General features: G+C 71.3%; 13 protein-coding genes. 8 read left to right on the plus strand and 5 right to left on the minus strand.

The annotated features are described in order from the left end of the window. Positions 1 to 57: 57 nt before the first annotated feature. Positions 58 to 726 (minus strand): MOSC domain-containing protein, encoded by a 669-nt coding sequence (locus OG496_RS34255; RefSeq protein ID WP_405973650.1) that lies wholly within the window; start codon positions 724 to 726, stop codon positions 58 to 60. 80 nt (positions 727 to 806) lie between these two features. On the opposite strand from OG496_RS34255, the gene OG496_RS34260 reads away from it, so the two are divergent. Further along, on the plus strand, positions 807 to 1,706 hold the full coding sequence (locus OG496_RS34260) for a LysR family transcriptional regulator (protein ID WP_399386600.1): 900 nt from the start codon (positions 807 to 809) through the stop codon (positions 1,704 to 1,706). A gap of 77 nt (positions 1,707 to 1,783) precedes the next feature. Here the strand turns inward: OG496_RS34260 and OG496_RS34265 are convergent, their stop codons facing one another. Next, positions 1,784 to 2,110 carry a WhiB family transcriptional regulator gene (locus OG496_RS34265; RefSeq protein WP_405973651.1) on the minus strand — a complete coding sequence of 109 codons (327 nt, stop codon included), beginning with the start codon at positions 2,108 to 2,110 and terminating at the stop codon, positions 1,784 to 1,786. A gap of 381 nt (positions 2,111 to 2,491) precedes the next feature. On the opposite strand from OG496_RS34265, the gene OG496_RS34270 reads away from it, so the two are divergent. The 4 genes from OG496_RS34270 to OG496_RS34285 all read left to right on the plus strand — a co-directional run bounded on the left by OG496_RS34270 (position 2,492) and on the right by OG496_RS34285 (position 6,884). Continuing rightward, on the plus strand, positions 2,492 to 3,103 hold the full coding sequence (locus tag OG496_RS34270) for a response regulator transcription factor (RefSeq protein WP_003948568.1): 612 nt from the start codon (positions 2,492 to 2,494) through the stop codon (positions 3,101 to 3,103). 266 nt (positions 3,104 to 3,369) lie between these two features. Further along, on the plus strand, positions 3,370 to 3,957 hold the full coding sequence (locus OG496_RS34275; protein WP_328680015.1) for a sigma-70 family RNA polymerase sigma factor: 588 nt from the start codon (positions 3,370 to 3,372) through the stop codon (positions 3,955 to 3,957). A gap of 192 nt (positions 3,958 to 4,149) precedes the next feature. Then, positions 4,150 to 5,655 (plus strand): IMP dehydrogenase, encoded by a 1,506-nt coding sequence (gene guaB / locus OG496_RS34280; RefSeq protein ID WP_366489216.1) that lies wholly within the window; start codon positions 4,150 to 4,152, stop codon positions 5,653 to 5,655. 104 nt (positions 5,656 to 5,759) lie between these two features. Further along, on the plus strand, positions 5,760 to 6,884 hold the full coding sequence (locus OG496_RS34285; protein ID WP_327401872.1) for a GuaB3 family IMP dehydrogenase-related protein: 1,125 nt from the start codon (positions 5,760 to 5,762) through the stop codon (positions 6,882 to 6,884). 576 nt (positions 6,885 to 7,460) lie between these two features. Here OG496_RS34285 and OG496_RS34290 read toward each other — a convergent pair. Continuing rightward, positions 7,461 to 8,024, minus strand: coding sequence for a hypothetical protein (locus OG496_RS34290; RefSeq protein ID WP_405973652.1), 564 nt, complete (start codon positions 8,022 to 8,024; stop codon positions 7,461 to 7,463). A 136-nt stretch (positions 8,025 to 8,160) separates the two neighbouring features. Continuing rightward, positions 8,161 to 9,369, minus strand: a complete 1,209-nt coding sequence (locus OG496_RS34295; RefSeq protein WP_366489219.1) for a nucleotide sugar dehydrogenase — start codon at positions 9,367 to 9,369, stop codon at positions 8,161 to 8,163. 289 nt (positions 9,370 to 9,658) lie between these two features. Between OG496_RS34295 and OG496_RS34300 the strand changes: the two genes are divergently transcribed. Continuing rightward, positions 9,659 to 11,365, plus strand: coding sequence for a glycerol-3-phosphate dehydrogenase/oxidase (locus OG496_RS34300; protein WP_366489220.1), 1,707 nt, complete (start codon positions 9,659 to 9,661; stop codon positions 11,363 to 11,365). A gap of 120 nt (positions 11,366 to 11,485) precedes the next feature. On the opposite strand, the gene OG496_RS34305 is transcribed toward OG496_RS34300, so the two are convergent. After that, positions 11,486 to 12,655, minus strand: a complete 1,170-nt coding sequence (locus OG496_RS34305; protein ID WP_405973653.1) for a serine hydrolase domain-containing protein — start codon at positions 12,653 to 12,655, stop codon at positions 11,486 to 11,488. Between the two features lie 170 nt (positions 12,656 to 12,825). Here OG496_RS34305 and OG496_RS34310 point away from each other — a divergent pair, with 170 nt between their 5' ends. Both OG496_RS34310 and OG496_RS34315 read left to right on the plus strand, forming a co-directional pair. Then, the gene (locus tag OG496_RS34310; RefSeq protein ID WP_405976762.1) at positions 12,826 to 15,273 is read left to right on the plus strand and encodes a serine/threonine-protein kinase; all 2,448 of its coding nucleotides are present in this window, start codon (positions 12,826 to 12,828) and stop codon (positions 15,271 to 15,273) included. A gap of 164 nt (positions 15,274 to 15,437) precedes the next feature. Next, on the plus strand, positions 15,438 to 18,761 hold the full coding sequence (locus tag OG496_RS34315; RefSeq protein WP_405973654.1) for a protein kinase domain-containing protein: 3,324 nt from the start codon (positions 15,438 to 15,440) through the stop codon (positions 18,759 to 18,761). The last annotated feature ends 143 nt before the right edge of the window (positions 18,762 to 18,904 follow it).

The following is an 18,904-nucleotide window of genomic DNA, read 5'->3' on the forward strand; positions in this document are numbered from 1 at the left end:
TCCCGATCCGTGACGAACACGTGTCGAACAACGTGTCGAACAGGTCGTGACGGCAGGTCAGCCCGCGTTCTCCGCGACATACTTCCGGGCCTGCGCGAGCGACTCCGGATGCAGCGCCTCGCCCGCCGGGAGCAACTGCGGCAGCAGCTCCCGCTCGGTCGTCACGGCCCGGAACTGCAGGGCCACCGTCACGTCGTGGTCGGGCCGGTGCACGATCTCGATCGGATCGCCCGCCCGGATCTCGCCGGGCTCGATCACCCGCAGATAGGCCCCCGGCGCACCCTTCACGGTGAACCGTTTCACCCACCCGCGTTCGCCCAGATGGTCCTGGAAGGTACGGCACGGGATCCGCCCGCAGGTGACCTCCAGGACCACCTCGGGACCGATCCGCCAGCGCTCGCCGATCCGCGCGCCGGACACGTCGAGCCCCAGGGTCGTCAGGTTCTCCCCGAAGGAACCGCTGGCCAGCGGGCGTCCCAACTCCCGCTCCCAGTCGTCGAGATCCTCGCGCGCGACCGCGTACACCGCCTGGTCGTCGCCCCCGTGGTGCCGCCGGTGACACACCGCGTCCCCGGCCAGCCCGCTCCCGGCGACGCCCTTGGGCCCGGGCGCGCTCACCCGCACCGGCGCGTCGGTCGGCCGCTTGTCGATGCCGGTCACCCCGTCGGGCTGGTCCGTGTACGGCACGGCCGTGGCCCGGCCCAGATTCAGCGAGAGAAGCTTCATGACGGCACGGTAGACGAGAGCACCCCAAAGGTGCGGTGCATTATTCGTCGTCGTAGCAAAGAAGCACTTATGCTCGGGGTGTGATCGAGGCCCGTCATCTCCGTGTGCTGCGCGCCGTCGCCGCCACCGGCTCCTTCTCGGCGGCCGGGCGTGAACTGGGCTGCACCCAGCCCGCCGTCAGCCAGCAGATGAAGGCCCTGGAGACCTCGGTCGGCACCCCGCTGCTGATCCGCACCGGCCGCGAGATGCGTCTGACGCAGGCGGGCGAGGCCCTGGTCCGGCACGGCGCCGGCATCCTCGCCGGCCTGACGGCGGCCGAGGAGGAGGTCGCCGCGATCGCGGGCCTGCGCGCGGGCCGGGTCCGTCTGGTCTCCTTCCCCAGCGGCAGCTCGACGCTCGTCCCCACCGCCCTGGCCGCCCTGCGCGCCGCCCACCCCGGCACCCGCGTCTCCCTGGAGGAGGCCGAACCGCCGAACTCCGTCGACCTCCTCCGGGAGGGCGACTGCGACATCGCACTCGCCTTCCGCTACGAGACGGCGGCGGGCGCGGAGGACTGGTCCGACCTGGTGGTCCGACCGTTGCTCAGCGACCGTCTGGTCGCCCTGGTCCCGGAAAAGCACCGGCACGCGCGTGCCGGGTCGGTCGCCATCGGCGAACTCGCCGACGACCCCTGGATCGCCGGCTGCCCGCGCTGCCGGGGCCAGTTGGTCGAGGTGTGCGAGGCCGCCGGCTTCACCCCGCGCATCGACTTCGCGACCGACGACTATCCGGCGGTCGTCGGCCTGGTGAGCGCGGGGCTGGGCGTCGCCGTCCTGCCCCAGCTCGCCATCGAGTCCGTACGGCCCAGGGGAGCGCGGACGGTGACGCTGGAACCGGCGGTGCGGCGGGAGATCGTCGCGCTGACGCTGCCCGACCTGGCGCGGGTGCCGGCGGTGGCGGCGACCCTCGACCAGCTGGCGCGGGCGGCCCGCGAAAAATAGCGGGGCACGCGTGCGCGTGCCCCTGTTGGAGAGCTGGGCGTGCCTCCTGGTGGAGGGCTGGTTGGAGAAACGTTCCTTCAGTTGTTCGAAGCCATGTCCCCGGCGGCCGAAGCCGACACCAGCCGGCTGCGGGCACGCCCCATGAGCTCTTCGCGCTCGTCCTCGGTCAGGCCGCCCCAGACGCCGTACGGCTCGCGCACCGCCAGCGCGTGCGCCGCGCACTGTGCGCGGACCGGGCACCTCATGCAGACCTCTTTGGCCGAGTTCTCACGAGCGCTTCGTGCCGCACCGCGCTCGCCCTCGGGATGAAAGAAGAGCGAGCTGTCGACCCCTCGGCAGGCAGCCAGGAGCTGCCAGTCCCACAGGTCCGCGTTCGGTCCGGGAAGGCGGGAGAAATCTGCCATTGCGTGACCCCTTGTAGCCGTTATGGGCGGATACGGTGTCCACGACCGTACAACTACGATCTAAGGAGATGAAAATATGACTCATTGCGAATCTAGCCTCAGACACCAGCAAAAGGGAAGAAATAGGGCTGAATGGGGCACCGGTTGTGATGAAAGCTTGTGGGTCGGCCGCGCACGCCTCCACCGTGTCCGCACCCTCACGTAGAGTGCCGAAGATGGCACACGGCCCCGTAACTCTTTCGAGTGACCGTCGTTGAGAGTGCGAGGCGGTTGAAAACAACAAGTGCTCGGGCAGGCGTCCGAGTCGGTCGACCGCACAGGTGACGATTTCGTACCAGCCTGGAGGCTCAAGGTGACGCGCATCAGTTGCGGAGGGCGGCCATGACATCCGTCCTCGTCTGTGACGACTCCCCGCTTGCCCGAGAGGCGCTCCGCCGCGCGGTCGCGACCGTGCCCGGTGTCGAGCGCGTGACGACGGCGGCCAACGGCGAGGAAGTCCTCCGCCGCTGGGGTGCCGACCGCTCGGACCTCATCCTGATGGACGTACGCATGCCCGGACTCGGCGGTGTCGAGACCGTGCGGCGGCTGCTGTCCGCCGACCCGGGCGCACGCATCATCATGCTCACCGTCGCCGAAGACCTGGACGGCGTGGCCCTCGCGGTCGCGGCCGGCGCCCGCGGCTATCTGCACAAGGACGCCTCGCGCGCCGAACTGCGGGCCACGGTCACCCAGGCCCTCGCCGACCCGACCTGGCGACTGGCCCCGCGCCGGCTGCGGTCCGCCGAGATGGGCGCCGCACCGACGCTCACCGCGCGCGAGATCCAGGTCCTCGAAGGGATGAGCCACGGCCGCTCCAACGCGGAGATCGGCCGTGAGCTGTTCCTCTCCGAGGACACCGTCAAAACACACGCACGGCGCCTCTTCAAGAAACTCGGCGCCTCGGACCGGGCACACGCCGTGGCGCTCGGTTTCCGGTGGGGCCTGGTCCGTTAGGACCAGGTCAGTGGGTCGTAGCGGGGATACGAGAATCCCCGCCCGCCACCGGGTGGGCGGGGACGGTGAAGGGGCCCGCCGGGCGCCCGCTGCTCGTTTCGCCGCGGATGCCGCATCCTTGAGGTGTGGAGTTCCTCGGGGACGAGTCGGTCGAGCGGGAGGGGAGGGCGCAGGAGATGACTTCCGGCGCACCTGCTCATAACGCTTCGGTGCACAACAACGGACGCGGTGCCACGGACCCTTCGGCCGCAAGGCACCATGGACCGATGCGTGACGACGAGGCGGCCAGAGCCCCAGGGGCGATTGGTGGACTCGTCCTTCGCGCGGTCGACGGAGACGAGCAGGCGACCCACGATCTGCTCGCCCACGTCCACCCACTGGCCCTGCGCTACTGCCGCACCCGGCTGTCCCGACTCCCGGGCGACGCACGGCACTTCGTGGAGGACCTCGCCCAGGAGGTCTGTGTCGCCGTCCTCCTCGCACTGCCCCGCTACAAGGACACCGGCCGCCCCTTCGAGGCCTTCGTCTTCGCCATCGCCGCCCACAAGGTCGCCGACCTCCAGCGCGCCGCGATGCGCCACCCCGGCTCCACGGCCGTCCCCTCCGACGAGATGCCGGAGCGCCCGGACGACTCGCTGGGCCCCGAGGAGCGCGCCCTGCTCAGCAGCGACGCCGAATGGGCCAAGAAACTCCTGGCCAACCTCCCGGAGAACCAGCGCGAACTGCTCCTGCTGCGCATCGCCGTCGGCCTCACCGCCGAGGAGACCGGCCAGATGTTGGGAATGTCACCCGGCGCGGTCCGGGTCGCCCAGCACCGGGCACTGAGCCGACTGCGGGCACTGGCCGAGCAGTAACTCCCGTACGGGCACTGCCCTCGACGGCGGAGCCCTGCGCCGCGACGCCTTCCGTGAACAGCCGGGCGGCGGCGTACGTACGAACATACGAAGCCCGGAGCGGGCCGTAGCCGTGGAATCGTGGAATTAGGTGACCGCGCTTCCCGTTAGCATGGACATCCGCACCGATCAAGGCCATTTGGGGAAGGTGTCATGACTGCCAACGTCGACGGAGTGCCCGCCAAATTCGCGACACTAGGGCTGACCTACGACGACGTGCTGCTGCTGCCGGGCGCGTCCGACGTGCTCCCGAACGCGGTCGACACCTCGTCCCGCATCTCGCGCAACGTCCGGGTCAACATCCCGCTGCTCTCCGCGGCGATGGACAAGGTGACCGAGTCCCGGATGGCGATCGCGATGGCCCGCCAGGGCGGTGTCGGTGTCCTGCACCGCAACCTCTCGGTCGAGGACCAGGTCAACCAGGTCGACCTCGTGAAGCGTTCCGAGTCCGGCATGGTCACCGACCCGATCACCGTGCACCCGGACGCCACGCTCGGCGAGGCCGACGCGCTGTGCGCCAAGTTCCGCATCAGCGGCGTCCCGGTGACCGACGGCAACGGCAAGCTGCTCGGCATCGTCACCAACCGCGACATGGCCTTCGAGACCGACCGGTCCCGTCAGGTGCGCGAGGTCATGACCCCGATGCCCCTGGTCACCGGCAAGGTCGGCATCTCCGGCGCCGACGCCATGCAGCTGCTGCGCCGCCACAAGATCGAGAAGCTGCCCCTCGTGGACGAGGCGGGCATCCTCAAGGGCCTCATCACGGTCAAGGACTTCGTCAAGGCCGAGCAGTACCCGAACGCCGCCAAGGACGCCGAGGGCCGCCTCATCGTCGGCGCCGCCGTGGGCGCCAGCCCCGAGGCGCTTGAGCGCGCCCAGGCCCTCGCCGAGGCCGGCGTGGACTTCCTGGTCGTCGACACCTCGCACGGCCACAACAGCAACGCCCTCAACTGGATGGCGAAGATCAAGTCGAGCGTCGGCGTCGACGTGATCGGCGGCAACGTAGCCACCCGCGACGGCGCCCAGGCCCTCATCGACGCCGGTGTCGACGGCATCAAGGTCGGCGTCGGCCCCGGCTCGATCTGTACGACCCGTGTCGTCGCCGGCATCGGCGTCCCGCAGGTCACCGCGATCTACGAAGCGTCCCTCGCCGCCCGCGCGGCCGGCGTCCCGCTCATCGGCGACGGCGGCCTGCAGTACTCCGGCGACATCGGCAAGGCGCTCGCCGCCGGCGCCGACACGGTGATGCTCGGCAGCCTGCTCGCGGGCTGCGAGGAGTCGCCGGGCGAGCTGCAGTTCATCAACGGCAAGCAGTTCAAGTCGTACCGCGGCATGGGCTCGCTCGGCGCGATGCAGTCCCGCGGCCAGGGCCGGTCGTACTCGAAGGACCGCTACTTCCAGGCCGAGGTCGCCTCCGACGACAAGCTCGTGCCCGAGGGCATCGAGGGCCAGGTGCCCTACCGCGGCCCGCTGGCCAACGTGCTGCACCAGCTCGTCGGCGGGCTGCGCCAGACCATGGGCTATGTGGGCGCGGCCACCATCGAGGAGATGGACACCAAGGGCCGCTTCGTCCGCATCACGTCGGCGGGCCTCAAGGAGAGCCACCCGCACGACATCCAGATGACGGTCGAGGCACCGAACTACAGCCGCAGCAAGTAGTCGGCAGGCTTCCCCAAGGGCGGCTCCGGACACACCGGGGCCGCCCTTGTCGTGCCCGTCGGCGATACTGGAAGACGCTGAAACGCAGAGGAAAGGCCACAGACGTGACTGAGATCGAGATCGGGCGCGGCAAGCGCGGCCGCCGGGCGTACGCCTTCGACGACATCGCCGTCGTCCCCAGCCGCCGTACGCGGGACCCGAAGGAGGTCTCGATCGCCTGGCAGATCGACGCCTACCGCTTCGAGCTGCCCTTCCTGGCCGCCCCCATGGACTCGGTCGTCTCCCCGGCCACCGCGATCCGCATCGGCGAGCTCGGCGGCCTCGGCGTGCTGAACCTCGAAGGCCTCTGGACGCGGTACGAGGACCCGCAGCCGCTCCTCGACGAGATCACCGGCCTCGACGTGGACACCGCGACCCGCCGCCTCCAGGAGATCTACGCCGCTCCCATCAAGGAGGAGCTGATCGGGCAGCGAATCAAGGAGGTGCGCGACTCGGGCGTGGTCACCGCCGCCGCGCTCTCCCCGCAGCGCACGGCCCAGTTCTCCAAGGCCGTCGTCGACGCGGGCGTGGACATCTTCGTCATCCGCGGTACGACGGTCTCCGCGGAGCACGTGTCGGGTTCGCACGAGCCGCTGAACCTGAAGCAGTTCATCTACGAGCTGGACGTCCCGGTGATCGTCGGCGGCTGCGCCACGTACACCGCGGCCCTGCACCTGATGCGCACCGGCGCGGCCGGCGTCCTTGTCGGCTTCGGCGGCGGCGCGGCACACACCACGCGCAACGTGCTGGGCATCCAGGTCCCGATGGCCACGGCGGTGGCCGATGTCGCCGCCGCCCGCCGCGACTACATGGACGAGTCCGGCGGCCGGTACGTGCACGTGATCGCCGACGGCGGTGTCGGCTGGTCCGGCGACCTCCCCAAGGCGATCGCCTGCGGCGCGGACGCGGTCATGATGGGCTCCCCGCTCGCCCGCGCCACGGACGCGCCGGGCAAGGGCCACCACTGGGGCATGGAAGCGGTCAACGAGGAACTCCCGCGCGGCAAGAAGGTCGACCTCGGCACGGTCGGCACGATCGAGGAGATCCTTGCGGGCCCGTCCCACATCCCGGATGGCTCGATGAACATCTTCGGGGCGCTGCGCCGCGCGATGGCGACGACCGGGTACAGCGAGCTGAAGGAGTTCCAGCGGGTCGAGGTGACGGTGGCGGACTCGCAGCACAAGCGGTAGGCGGTAGGCGGTTCTACGACGCTTCGAGGGGCCCGGGTCTGGGTGGTCCGGGCCCTTTTGTGTGCCCAAGTGGGGGTGGTGGGGCGCGTGTTGGGATTGGGGGGCGCACGGTTGCGTTCGGGGCGAAAGTTCGCTGGTGGGGCGTGTCGGGGCGGTAGCGTCCGTGATCGGCGCCCCAGTTGTCTGGGGTGCTCCCTTCCGCGGAAATCGTTCCGGACCCGGGCTCTCGGGGCCCGGCCCGAATTCCAGAGGAACCGCCTACCGGGCTAATGGGCGGCCTCGTGGAAGGGGGCGCCCATGGGTCGCCACCGCAAGCCCACCCGCTGGGACCGGATCCGTCTTCGGATGGTGAAGCAACGGAGGAGGTGGATCTTGTGGATGTACGGCGGAAAGTGAGCGGCCACCCCCAAGGCAACTAGGGGTGGACACTCCGTTCACTTTTCAGGAGCCTGCCGCAGTGCCCACTGCGGCAGGCTCCACCTGTTTCTTACGGTACCGGCGCCGCGTGTCGCACGCCACCAGCCCCCGACGCACAGCCCGCCCCAAGCGCCCCCCTGCACAACCCGCGCGCCGGGGTCAGAGCGCAGCCTTCTTGGCGCCCGAGAACGCGGCGAACGCGGCGATGGCGAAGAAGACGAAGGTGAGCGGGTCGGAGTCGGCCTTCCAGGCGTCCTGGACCACGCCGAAGTGGTCGAAGAACACCTTGCTGAAGTTCACGCCGTACTCGTCCGCGATGAGCATCGCATCGCCGACCAACTGGCCGAGATAGACCGCGCCCAGGGCCAGCACGGCGCTGACCACGGGAAGCGCGGGGTTGCGCCCGCCGAGCCTGCCCGCAGCCAGGCCGATCACGAAGCCGACGCCGACCGCCGCCCAGCCGATCTCGTGCTTGGTGGTGCCGATGACGACGCCGTAGATGCCGGCGGCGACCAGTGCGGCGGCGACGGCGGTCACCAGGCCGAGCGCGATGTTGTTCTTCGGGGGAGCGGGCGGGGCGTACGGCGCGCCCGGTGCCGGAGGCGGCGGTACGGTGCCGGGCTGCTGGGCGTACGGGTTGCCGTCGACCGGCTGCGGCGGCGCGGGCTGCTGCGCCTCGGCCTGCGCCTGTGGCGGCTGTGGTGGCGTGGCTGACTGGCTCATGACAGAAATCCCCCCACGGGATATGAAGACAAGAAAGGTGAAGCGGAGATGCGCGCGCACGAATATGAGACAGCTGTGCGACGGGTGTGGGGAGATTAGCAGGTCGACGTGACCCTGTGACCAGTCGTTTTCGAGCTCAGAGCCGGTGTGCCGCGCCCGTCGGCGTCGCCCCGCGCGTGTCCAGCAGCAACTGCGCCTTCACAGACAGGCCCTGGAGGTCGTACGTCCGGTGCTGCTGGAGCAGGATCGTCAGGTCGGCGTCGGCCGCCGCCTCGTAGAGGGAGTCCGCGCGGGGGACTGGGCGGTCCAGGACGCTCCAGGACGGGATGTGTGGGTCGTGGTAGCTGACGGAGGCGCCGAGTTCCATCAGGCGGATCGCGATCTCCTGGGCGGGGGTGCCCTGTTGGTCGGCGAGGTCGGCCTTGTAGGTGACGCCGAGGAGCAGGACGCGGGCCCCGCGCGCGGACTTGCCGTGTTCGTTGAGGAGCGTGGCGGCGCGCTGGATGACGTAGCGGGGCATCTGGTTGTTGACCTGCTGGGCGAGTTCGACCATGCGCAGGGGGCGGGGGCCGTGGCCGGTCAGGTCCTGGGGGACGGCGTGGCCGCCGACGCCGGGGCCGGGGCGGAAGGCCTGGTAGCCGAACGGCTTGGTCTCGGCGCAGCGGATGACGTCCCAGAGGTCGACGCCCAAGTCGTGGCACAGGACGGCCATTTCGTTGACGAGGGCGATGTTGACGTGCCGGAAGTTGGTCTCCAGGAGCTGCACGGTCTCCGCTTCGCGCAGGCCACGCGCGCGTACCACCTTGTCGGTGAGGCGGCCGTAGAAGGCGGCGGCCGACTCGGTGCAGGCCGGGGTGAGGCCGCCGATCACCTTGGGGGTGTTGGCCGGGGTGAAGTCGCGGTTGCCGGGGTCGATGCGGCTGGGGGAGTAGGCGAGGTGGAAGTCGCGGCCCGCGCGGAGGCCCGATCCCTCTTCGAGGAGGGGGCGCAGGAAGTTCTCGGTGGTGCCGGGGTGCACCGGTGACTCCAGGATCACCGTGGTGTGCGGGCGCAGGTGGGCCGCGAGGGCGCGGGCGGCCGTCTCCACCTGGCTGAGGTCGAGGCCGCCGTCGGCGTCCCGGGGGGTCGGCGCGCAGATCACGGCGGTGCGTACGCGGCCGAGCTCGGCGGGGTTGGTGGCCGGCCGGAAGCCCCCCGAGAGCATCCGGCGCAGTTCGGCGGGGCTGAGGGAGCCGGCCTCAGGACCGGTCTTGAAGCCGACCGTGGCGATACCGGCGGCGACAGCGGCCTGGGCCAGGGGCAGGCCGAGAGGACCGAGTCCGATGACGGCGAGATCTGCGGGCATGGCGTGGGCCGTCCTTCCCAATAACCGAAGCGGGACAGATAACCGAAGCGGGACAGGTGCGCAAGCCCTGTGGACAGAACGAGCGAGCGCAATGTCAGACTAGGAGTAAATATGACCGTTATGCGGGATTGGACGGCTGTGTTTTTCGGCAGTCCTGTGATTGTTGTCCACAGGCTGGGGGCGAGTGGTGGCTGAAGTCGGGCAACCCGGTCAGAATTTGGGCAGGAGGGATACGAACCGGGCTTCGCCGAACGGGTGCGGCCGGCGCTACCGATAGCGGGAGGCAGCGGTGAGGACAGCGACACTGGGTCCGGCGCAGCGAGCCGAGGCACTGGCGGGAATGGCCGAGCGCGAACTGGATGTGCTCGTGGTGGGCGCAGGCGTGGTCGGCGCGGGCACCGCCCTGGACGCCGTGACACGCGGCCTGTCCACGGGACTGGTCGAGGCGCGCGACTGGGCGTCCGGCACATCGAGCAGGTCGAGCAAGCTCATCCACGGAGGTCTGCGCTATCTGGAGATGCTCGACTTCGCCCTCGTCCGCGAGGCACTCAAGGAACGCGGACTGCTGCTGGAGCGGCTCGCCCCGCACCTGGTGAAGCCGGTGCCGTTCCTGTACCCGCTCCAGCACAAGGGCTGGGAGCGCCTCTACGCCGGCTCGGGCGTCGCGCTCTACGACGCGATGTCCATGGCCCGCGCGCACGGGCGGGGTCTGCCCACCCACCGCCACCTGAGCCGCCGTCACGCCCTGCGCGTGGCACCCGCCTTGAAGAAGGACGCCCTGGTCGGCGCCCTGCAGTACTACGACGCGCAGATGGACGACGCCCGCTATGTGGCCACCCTGGTGCGCACGGCCTCGTCCTACGGCGCGAAAGTCGCCAACCGCGCGCGGGTGACCGGTTTCCTGCGCGAGGGCGAGCGCGTGGTCGGCGCCCGGGTGCAGGACGTCGAGGCGGGCGGCGAGTACGAGATCCGCGCCAAGCAGATCGTGAACGCCACGGGCGTGTGGACCGACGACACCCAGGCGATGGTCGGGGAGCGCGGGCAGTTCCACGTCCGGGCCTCCAAGGGCATCCACCTGGTCGTCCCGAAGGACCGCATCAACTCCTCCAGCGGGCTGATCCTGCGCACCGAGAAGTCCGTGCTGTTCGTCATCCCCTGGGGCCGGCACTGGATCGTCGGCACCACCGACACCGACTGGGACCTTGACAAGGCCCACCCGGCCGCGTCCAGCGCCGACATCGACTATCTGCTGGAGCACGTGAACTCGGTGCTCGCGGTGCCGCTGACCAGAGACGACGTCCAGGGCGTGTACGCGGGACTGCGTCCACTGCTCGCCGGTGAGTCGGACGCCACCAGCAAGCTGTCGCGCGAGCACACCGTCGCGCATCCGGTGCCGGGGCTCGTCGTCGTCGCGGGCGGCAAGTACACGACGTACCGCGTGATGGCCAAGGACGCCGTGGACGAGGCGGTGCACGGGCTCGACATGCGGGTCGCCGAGTGCGTCACCGAGGACGTGCCGCTGCTCGGCGCGGAGGGGTACCGGGCGTTGTGGAACGCGCGGGCGCGGATCGCCTCCAAGACCGGCATCCATGTGGTGCGCGTGGAGCACCTGCTGAACCGTTTCGGTTCGATGGCGGAGGAGGTCCTCGACCTCATCGCCAAGGACCCCACGCTCGGCGAACCCCTCCAGGCGGCTGACGACTACCTGCGCGCCGAGGTCGTCTACGCCGCCTCGCACGAGGGCGCCAGACACCTGGACGACGTCCTCACCCGCCGCACCCGCATCTCGATCGAGACCTTCGACCGGGGCACGCGCAGCGCCCGTGAGGCGGCCGAGCTGATGGCACCGGTGCTCGGCTGGGACAAGGACCAGATCGAGCGCGAGGTCGAGCACTACGAGAAGCGGGTGGAGGCCGAGCGGGAGTCGCAACGCCAGCCCGACGACCTGACGGCGGACGCGGCGCGGCTGGGGGCGCCGGACATCGCGCCGCTGTAGAGACCCCGGGCGCGGTCGGCTTCGCCCGGAGCCGGCTTCGCCCGAAGGCCGCCGCAGCCCCCGCCCGCTTCACTCGAACGAGTGTCGTGAACTGGGATCTTTGTCCGGAACCCGGCCGTTCTACGAGGTGCGGGGGCAGAACTCGGCGGCGAGCAGGGCCGGTTCGAGACCGGGGTCCGCTATCCCGCTCGTGTTCACACGGAAGGTGAGGACACGACGGCCGTCGACGGTGGCTGCGGTGCGCACGTAGCTGCCGGAGATACGGCCGTTGTGCCCCCACACCGTGATGCCGCACGGGAGCTTCACGGGGAACAGACCCATGCCGTACGAGCCATGCGCGGTACGGGTGTCGAGCATCTCGCGCAGCCGGCGCGGGGGCAGGAGTTCGCCGCCGAGCAGGGCCGAGTAGAAGCGGTCCAGGTCGGTGAGCGTGGTCACCAGTTCGCCCGCGGCGCCGGCCACCCGCGGGTCGAGATCGGTGACGTCGGAGCCGTCGGTCGCGTAGGCGCGGCCGTGCGGCGAGGGAAGAGTGGTGCGGGAGCCCGGGAAGGAGGTGCCCGTCAGACGCAGCGGAGCGATGATGCGGCGCTCGGCCTCGGTGGCGTACGAGTTGCCGGTGACCTGTCGGATCACCAGGCCGAGCAGGACGTAGTTGGTGTTCGAGTAGGAGAAGCGGCCTCGATCGGCCGGAGGGTGGGTGACTGCCGTACGGACGGCCTGAGTTGGGGAGACGGGGACCGTGCCCCCGGTGACCGCGGTGAAGTCGTACAGGCCGCTGGTGTGGGTGAGCAGGGAACGGAGGGTCAGCGCGCGCCCGTCGTTGCCCGCTCCGTGTACCAGACCGGGCAGGTGCCGCTCCACCGTGTCGGACAGGGACAGCCGGTGTTCGGCGGCCAGTTGGAGGATCACGGTCGCGATGAAGGTCTTCGTGATGCTGCCGGCGCGGAAGTGGTCGGCGCGGCTGATGTCTGTTCCGGCCTGTGCGTACTCCGTCGTACCGAGTGCGTAGTCCGACTCGGCCTGCGCGTCATCCGTGCCGGCCCGCGCGTCATCGGTCCCGGCTTGCGGGTCGTCCGTCCCGGTCGGCGGGTGCTCCGTCCCGGTCGGTGCGGTGCCAACGCCCGTGCTGTCGTGGGCCAGTAGGGCCGCGGCGGGAGCCCTGCCCCGGGTGACCAGCAGTCTGACCAGGGCGTTCGTGTCCGGTGCCGGGTGGGCCTGGGAGGCGGTCGTGGACAGGCAGAGGAGCGCCAGGGACACCGGGACGGCGAGCAGTGTCCGAGGTGTGGGCATCGTGATCCTCCGTTCTCGCCGGTCATCCTGCCCGGCTTGGCTGTGTGACCTGCGGCGGATATGCGACCGGATCTGCCGTCGGTGCGCGGGGAGAGGCCCCCTGGGCGTTGGGCACTTGTTCGGTGGGGGACAATGGAGGCTCTGTCAGGGCGGGTTGCATGAGGGGACGCATGTCGGAGGCGGAGCGGGCGGGGACATCCCGTCAGGACAAGAGCGAACGTCTCCTCGCCGGGCGGTACCGGTTGGGAGCAGTGCTCGGCCGCGGAGGCATGGGCACGGTGTGGCGTGCCGAGGACGAGACCCTGGGCCGGACGGTCGCCGTCAAGGAGCTGCGGTTCCCGTCCAGCATCGACGACGACGAGAAACGCCGGCTGATCACGCGGACGTTGCGCGAGGCCAAGGCCATCGCGCGGATCCGCAACACCAGCGCGGTGACGGTCTACGACGTCGTCGACGAGGACGACCGGCCGTGGATCGTCATGGAGTTGGTCGAGGGCAAGTCGCTCGCCGAGGCCATCCGGGAGGACGGCCTGCTGGAGCCGCGGCGCGCCGCGGAGGTCGGGCTCGCGATACTCGACGTCCTGCGGTCCGCGCATCGCGAGGGCATCCTGCACCGCGACGTGAAGCCGTCGAACGTGCTGATCGCCGAGGACGGCCGGGTCGTGCTCACCGACTTCGGGATCGCACAGGTCGAGGGCGACCCGTCGATCACCTCCACCGGCATGCTCGTCGGCGCGCCCTCCTACATCTCCCCGGAGCGGGCCCGCGGGCACAAGCCGGGTCCGGCGGCCGACCTGTGGTCGCTCGGCGGGTTGCTGTACGCGGCGGTCGAGGGCGCACCGCCGTACGACAAGGGTTCCGCGATCGCCACGCTCACCGCGGTGATGACGGAGCCGTTGGAGGAGCCGAAGAACGCCGGGCCGCTGAAGGACGTCATCTACGGCCTGCTGAACAAGGACCCGGCCCAGCGTCTCGACGACGCGGGTGCCCGGGCGATGCTCAACGCGGTGATCCACGCGCCCGAGCCGAAGGCCGAGCCGGAACCTGCGGCGGACGCGACGAGGGTGGTTCCGTTGCCCGCGCAGCCGGGGCCCGCGGAGTCCGGCGGCAAGAAGAGCGGTGGCGGGAGCGGGAGTTCGGGTCCCTCGGCGGGGGCCGAGCGGTTGCGTGGGGCGTTGCGGTCCATGCGGAAGGCGGCGGGGGGTTCGGCGGGGGCCGGGGCGGCCACGACTTCGGCGGCTGCGGGTTCTGCCACGAGTCCGGCTGCGGGTTCGGGTTCTGGGGCGGCTTCAACTCCCGTTGCTGGTAAGCGCGGTGGCTCGGGTGCGGGTGCGGCTGCTGCTGCCGGGGCTGGTTCGGGCGGCGTTGCCGGTACTTCGGGCAAGAGTGGCTCCGGTGCTGCTGGGGCCGCTGGCTCCAGTGGGGCGAAGAGCGCGGCTGCCGACGGGAGTTCAGGGTCTGCCGCTACCGGGCCTCGGACGCCTGGGGTGCCTTCGGCTCGGTCGGGAGGCGCTTCTGGTTCGGCGACCCGTTCCGGGACGGCGGCCGGTGCGGGAACTGCGGCGGGTACCGGCGCTTCGGCTGGTTCCGGGACTGCGTCCGGTTCCGGAGCTGCGGCCGGCTCGGCGGCGAAGGCCGGTGCGTCGGACTCGGGTACACGTGACCCGGGTACACGTGACCCCGGTGTGCAGTCGTCCGGGCTGCGGGAGACGGGACTGGGGGACTCCGGTACCCGGGACCTGGGCGCGACGCACGAGTCGGGCACTCGGTCGGCCAACTCGGGCTCGGGTGGGCGGAGTTCAGGGTGGCCCGTGATGACGCCGCCGGATCTGCCGCCGCGGCCGGTGCCGAGGGCGCCGCTCACGGATGTGGTGCCGAAGCGGACGCTGGTGATCATCGCGGTCGTCATCGCGCTCGCGGTGATCGGTGTCGTGCTCGCGCTCACGCTCGGTGGCGATGACGACGGCTCCAAGGGGTCGAAGCACACCAGCGGTGCCAAGGCGGACAGCAGTGTCAGCGCGAGTGCGAGCAGCGACACCAAGAAGGACAGCGGCGACACCGGGAGCACGGGCGGTGCGCAGACCGACTCCACGGCGACCGCGTCGGCCGGGGGAAGTGCGGCGAGTTCGGGTACGGGCGCGTCCGGCGGGACCGGTGACGAGGCGGACGGTTCCTCGGGCGGCGCCGCGGTCGTGAAGACGTACAAGGGGAGCCAGGGCTTCTCGATAGGCCTGCCCGCCGGGTGGTCGTACCAGTCGACCGACTCCGCGGGGGTCCGGCTGACCGGGCCCGACGGGCAGAAGCTGCTGATCGCCTGGACCAGCACGCCGAAGGGCGATGCGGTGGCGGACTGGAAGAACCAGGAGCAGTACATGACCCGCTCCGGGTACACGCGGATCCGAATAGAGAAGGTGGACTACCGGAGCTGGAACACGGCCGACTGGGAGTTCACCTATGAGGACGGTGGGACGAAGTACCGCACCATCGACCGCGGGTTCGTCGTCAACAGTCATCTCGGATATGCGCTCATGTACACCGCCAAGGCGGCCAATTGGGGTACTGAGCTTCGTAAGGACACCTGGACGACCCTGACGAAGACGTTCGAACCGAAGTCGTGAGGCGGGTGGGTCCGGGTTTGGCGCGCCAGATCCGTCAACCCCTCTTTGTGGGTTGCCTCCGGCACGTATCGTGAGTGGTTGCGGACCGTACGCATCCAGGTATGTGGGCGGAACGGGGCGCAAGGCGAACGGAATTGACCAACCGGGCGGCCGGGGGAGGCAACGTGGACGACTATGCGGGTCGGGTGCTCGCCGACCGCTACCGCCTGCCGCTGCCGCCCTCCGACGAGTACGAACTCACCGAGACCCGCGCCTTCGACACCTACAGCGGGCAGGAAGTCCTGGTACGCCAGGTGCCGTTGCCGGAGGTCGTCGAGGCGGAGGTGCTCGGCGAGGACGGGCTGCCCGACGGGTTCACGGCGCGTGATCGCGGGGCGCGGCGGCCGGCCGCGGCGCGGACCGCGACGCGGCGGCCCTCCGACCCGGCGGTACGGCGCGCGGTCGAGGCCGCGCAGGCCGCGGCGCGGATCCCCGACCATCCCCGGCTGGACCAGGTCTTCGACGTGTTCGCCGAGGGCGGTTCGCTGTGGATAGTGAGCGAACTGGTGTCCGCCCAGACGCTTGCCACGCTGCTCGTCGAGAAGCCGTTGTCGCCGTACCGGGCGGCCGAGGTCGCCTCCGACGTGCTGATGGCGCTGCGGGTCCTGCACGCGCACGGCTGGGTCCACCGGAACATCACCGCCCGCACGGTGCTCGTCTGCGACGACGGCCGCGTCATGCTGACCGGCCTCGCGGTCGGCGCGGCGGAGGAGGCACTGTGCGGCTACGACCCGGTGCCGCCCCAGGACGGCGACGAGGACGGACGCGGGGAGCAAGGGCAGCACGGCGGCGGGGCAGCGGTACCCGCGAGTCTCCGGGCGCAGGGCGGCGGCGCTGTACCGCGTGCGGGTTCTGCGGCCCCGCGCGGTTCCGTATCTCCTTCCGGCTCGACGACTCCGCCCGGTCCCAGGGCTCCCGGCGGTTCTACGCTCCCTGCGGTCCCCGGTAACTCCCGTGGCGGCGGCGCGATCGGCTTCGGCGGCGCGGGTGGCGGAACGGGCGCCGGTGCGGCCGCCGTGGGCCCCGGTGCGGTGGACCCCGAAGCCGCCCGGCGGGCCGCGATCGAGGCGCGGGCCGCCGGAGGGCTGCCCGGAGTCGGTGCGGAGGGCGGTGGCGGAAGCCCGTCCTCCGCCGCGCTGGCCCGCAGGGAAGCGGAAGTCGGCGGTGACGTCAGGGCCGCGCGGGCCGGGGCGATCGCCGCGTACCGCGCGGGCGCGCGAGCTGCCGCCCGGGTCCAGGAGACCCAGCAGCCGGCGCTCCCCGGTGCCCGGCCCCCGGTCGAGGGCGAGCGCGGCACCGCCCAGGCCAACGGTTCGGCCCAACTGCCGTACTCCGGCGGCAACGGCGTGGAGCAGCACCCGCCCGGCACCACACCCCCGGGCCAGATAGCCGACCCCTACGGCGTCCGCAACACCGCCTGGCACGGCGCCACGCCACGCCCCGGCGCCCCGGCCACGCAAGGCGACCGACCGTACCCTCCGCAGGAAGGCAGCGGCGCCGGTACACCGTCCCCCGAGGGAACAGGCACGTTCCCCGACGCGACCGCTCCGGCCCGCGACGGAGAGGGCCGTCCCTACGATGCGGACGCCTCGGCGCGCGACGGAGAGGCCCGTCCCTATGGCGCGGGCGCCCCGGCCTACGGCGCCGACACCCGCCCCCACGGCGCTGACCCCTCGGCCCACGGCCGCGACGCCGGTCTTCACGGCACGGATGCGTCGGCCTATGGCGCGGACCCTGCTGCCCATGGCGCGGACACTGGGGCCTACGGTCCGGAGGCTCCGCCCTACGGCGGAGACACCCGTTTCTACGGCGCGAACGCCCCGGCCCGTGGCGGCGCACCCCGCCCTCAAGGCGCGGACCCTTCGGCGCACGGCGCGGACCCCTCGGCCTACGCCGGAGAGGCCCGTCCCTACGGCGCGGGCGCCCCGGCCCACGGGACCGACCCCCGCTCCCACGGGACGGCCCCCGCGCCCTACGGCACCGACCCCTCAACCCGCAGCGCAGACCCCTCCACCTACGGCGCCCTCGCCCCCGCCGCGGGTCAGTCCGCCGTACCCTCCGCCGGTAATCCCCGCCTCGACGGCCCCGTCTCGCCGGGAGCCGCCAACACCTCCGGCAACTCCCCCCGCCCCCCAGCCCGTTGGGACGAGCTGGCCTCCGCCGGTGCGCCGGCTCGCCGTGGGCCCGCTACCGCGCTGGCCGCCGAGCGTGCGCGGCAGGTGCGGATGACGGTCGTGGGGCCGGTGACCGAGCGGTGGGCGCCCGAGCAGGCCGTACCGGTGCATGAGAACTGGCAGTTGGCCGCGCCGATCGGGCCTGCCACCGATCTGTGGGCGCTCGGGGCGTTGCTCTTCCGGGCCGTGCAGGGGCATGCGCCCTATCCCGAGGAGGCGACCGCCGAGCTGGTGCAGCTCGTGTGTGCGGAGCCGCCTGCCTTCGCCGAGGAGTGCGGGCCGCTCAGGCCGGTCGTGGAGTCCTTGTTGCGGCAGGACCCGACCGAGCGGCTCGACTTCGAGGAACTGCGGGGCTGGCTGCGGTCGTTGGTGCGTTCGGCACCCGAGCCCGAGGCCGGTACGCATGTCGTCGCCACCCCGCCGACCGACCCGCGGCGGCTGCCGATCGTGCGGCGGCGCGGCGAGTTGGTGCGCAGGCGGCGGGCCGGGCTGCCCGCGACCAGCCCGCACGGCCGGCACAAGCGGGCCAAGGAGGAGGTCGGCGGGTCACCGCGGCGACTTGGCCGGACCCTGTTGATTCTCGTCTTCCTGCTGCTCGCCGGCGCGGTCGCGTACGCCATGCTCTTCATGCCCAAGTCCGGGGAGAACACCGGGGCAGGGCAAGGGGATCGGACCGGGGCCGCCGGGGAAGCCAGTACCGCGCCCAGTCAGTCCTCGGCCGGGGCCAGCAGTCAGCCGCAGCCCGATCAGACCTCGCCCAGTGCCCACAACAGCCCCTCGAACTCCGCCAGTTCGACCGAGACGCAGACGGGCCCGAACGTCGGCGACGGGTTCGTGCTGCGCAAGGACCCCGAAGGGTTCCAGATCGCGGTGGCGAAGGGCTGGACCCGGACGCCCAAGAACGGGAGCGGTCAAGTCGTCTACTCCCACGGCGACTTCGAGCTGATCGTCGTAGCGGGACGGGACAGTGCCACGACGGACGGCAGCGACCCGATGGTCTACCAGCGGGACAAGGAGGCCGAGTTGCAGCCGTACCGCAACTCCAGCTGGGCCACCGCGACCGGGCTGCGGACCATCACGGTGGGCGGAAAGACCATGGCCGAGGGGCAGTTCACCTGGACGGACAGCCAGGGGGGCGACCTGTTCGTGCGCAACATGGCGTTCCTCATCGACGGCCGCTACCACATCGTGCAGGTACGCGGCCCGGAGGCTCAACGCGACGAAGTGACACGGCTGTACGAGCAGGCGTCGTCGACCTACCAGTACACCGGGTGACCTGCGGAGGCGGCGCGCCGAGCCCCGGTGGTTCCCGTCCGGGCGCAGAAGCGACAACCGTCACAGTGCGGTCTCCGTGGTACCCCGCTGGTTCCCTGGACGAGGCCCTGTCCTTACGCTGAGCCTGTCAAGAGCATTGCGGG

The organism is Streptomyces sp. NBC_00988 (assembly GCF_045162645.1).
GTDB lineage: Bacteria > Actinomycetota > Actinomycetes > Streptomycetales > Streptomycetaceae > Streptomyces.

Excerpts from the sequence above, each read along its gene's own strand:
- OG496_RS34255 (WP_405973650.1), bottom strand. The coding sequence starts at position 726 with ATGAAGCTTCTCTCGCTGAATCTGGGCCGGGCCACGGCCGTGCCGTAC.
- OG496_RS34265 (WP_405973651.1), bottom strand. The coding sequence starts at position 2,110 with ATGGCAGATTTCTCCCGCCTTCCCGGACCGAACGCGGACCTGTGGGAC.
- OG496_RS34270 (WP_003948568.1), top strand. The coding sequence starts at position 2,492 with ATGACATCCGTCCTCGTCTGTGACGACTCCCCGCTTGCCCGAGAGGCG.
- OG496_RS34275 (WP_328680015.1), top strand. The coding sequence starts at position 3,370 with ATGCGTGACGACGAGGCGGCCAGAGCCCCAGGGGCGATTGGTGGACTC.
- guaB (WP_366489216.1), top strand. The coding sequence starts at position 4,150 with ATGACTGCCAACGTCGACGGAGTGCCCGCCAAATTCGCGACACTAGGG.
- OG496_RS34290 (WP_405973652.1), bottom strand. The coding sequence starts at position 8,024 with ATGAGCCAGTCAGCCACGCCACCACAGCCGCCACAGGCGCAGGCCGAG.
- OG496_RS34295 (WP_366489219.1), bottom strand. The coding sequence starts at position 9,369 with ATGCCCGCAGATCTCGCCGTCATCGGACTCGGTCCTCTCGGCCTGCCC.
- OG496_RS34305 (WP_405973653.1), bottom strand. The coding sequence starts at position 12,655 with ATGCCCACACCTCGGACACTGCTCGCCGTCCCGGTGTCCCTGGCGCTC.
- OG496_RS34310 (WP_405976762.1), top strand. The coding sequence starts at position 12,826 with ATGTCGGAGGCGGAGCGGGCGGGGACATCCCGTCAGGACAAGAGCGAA.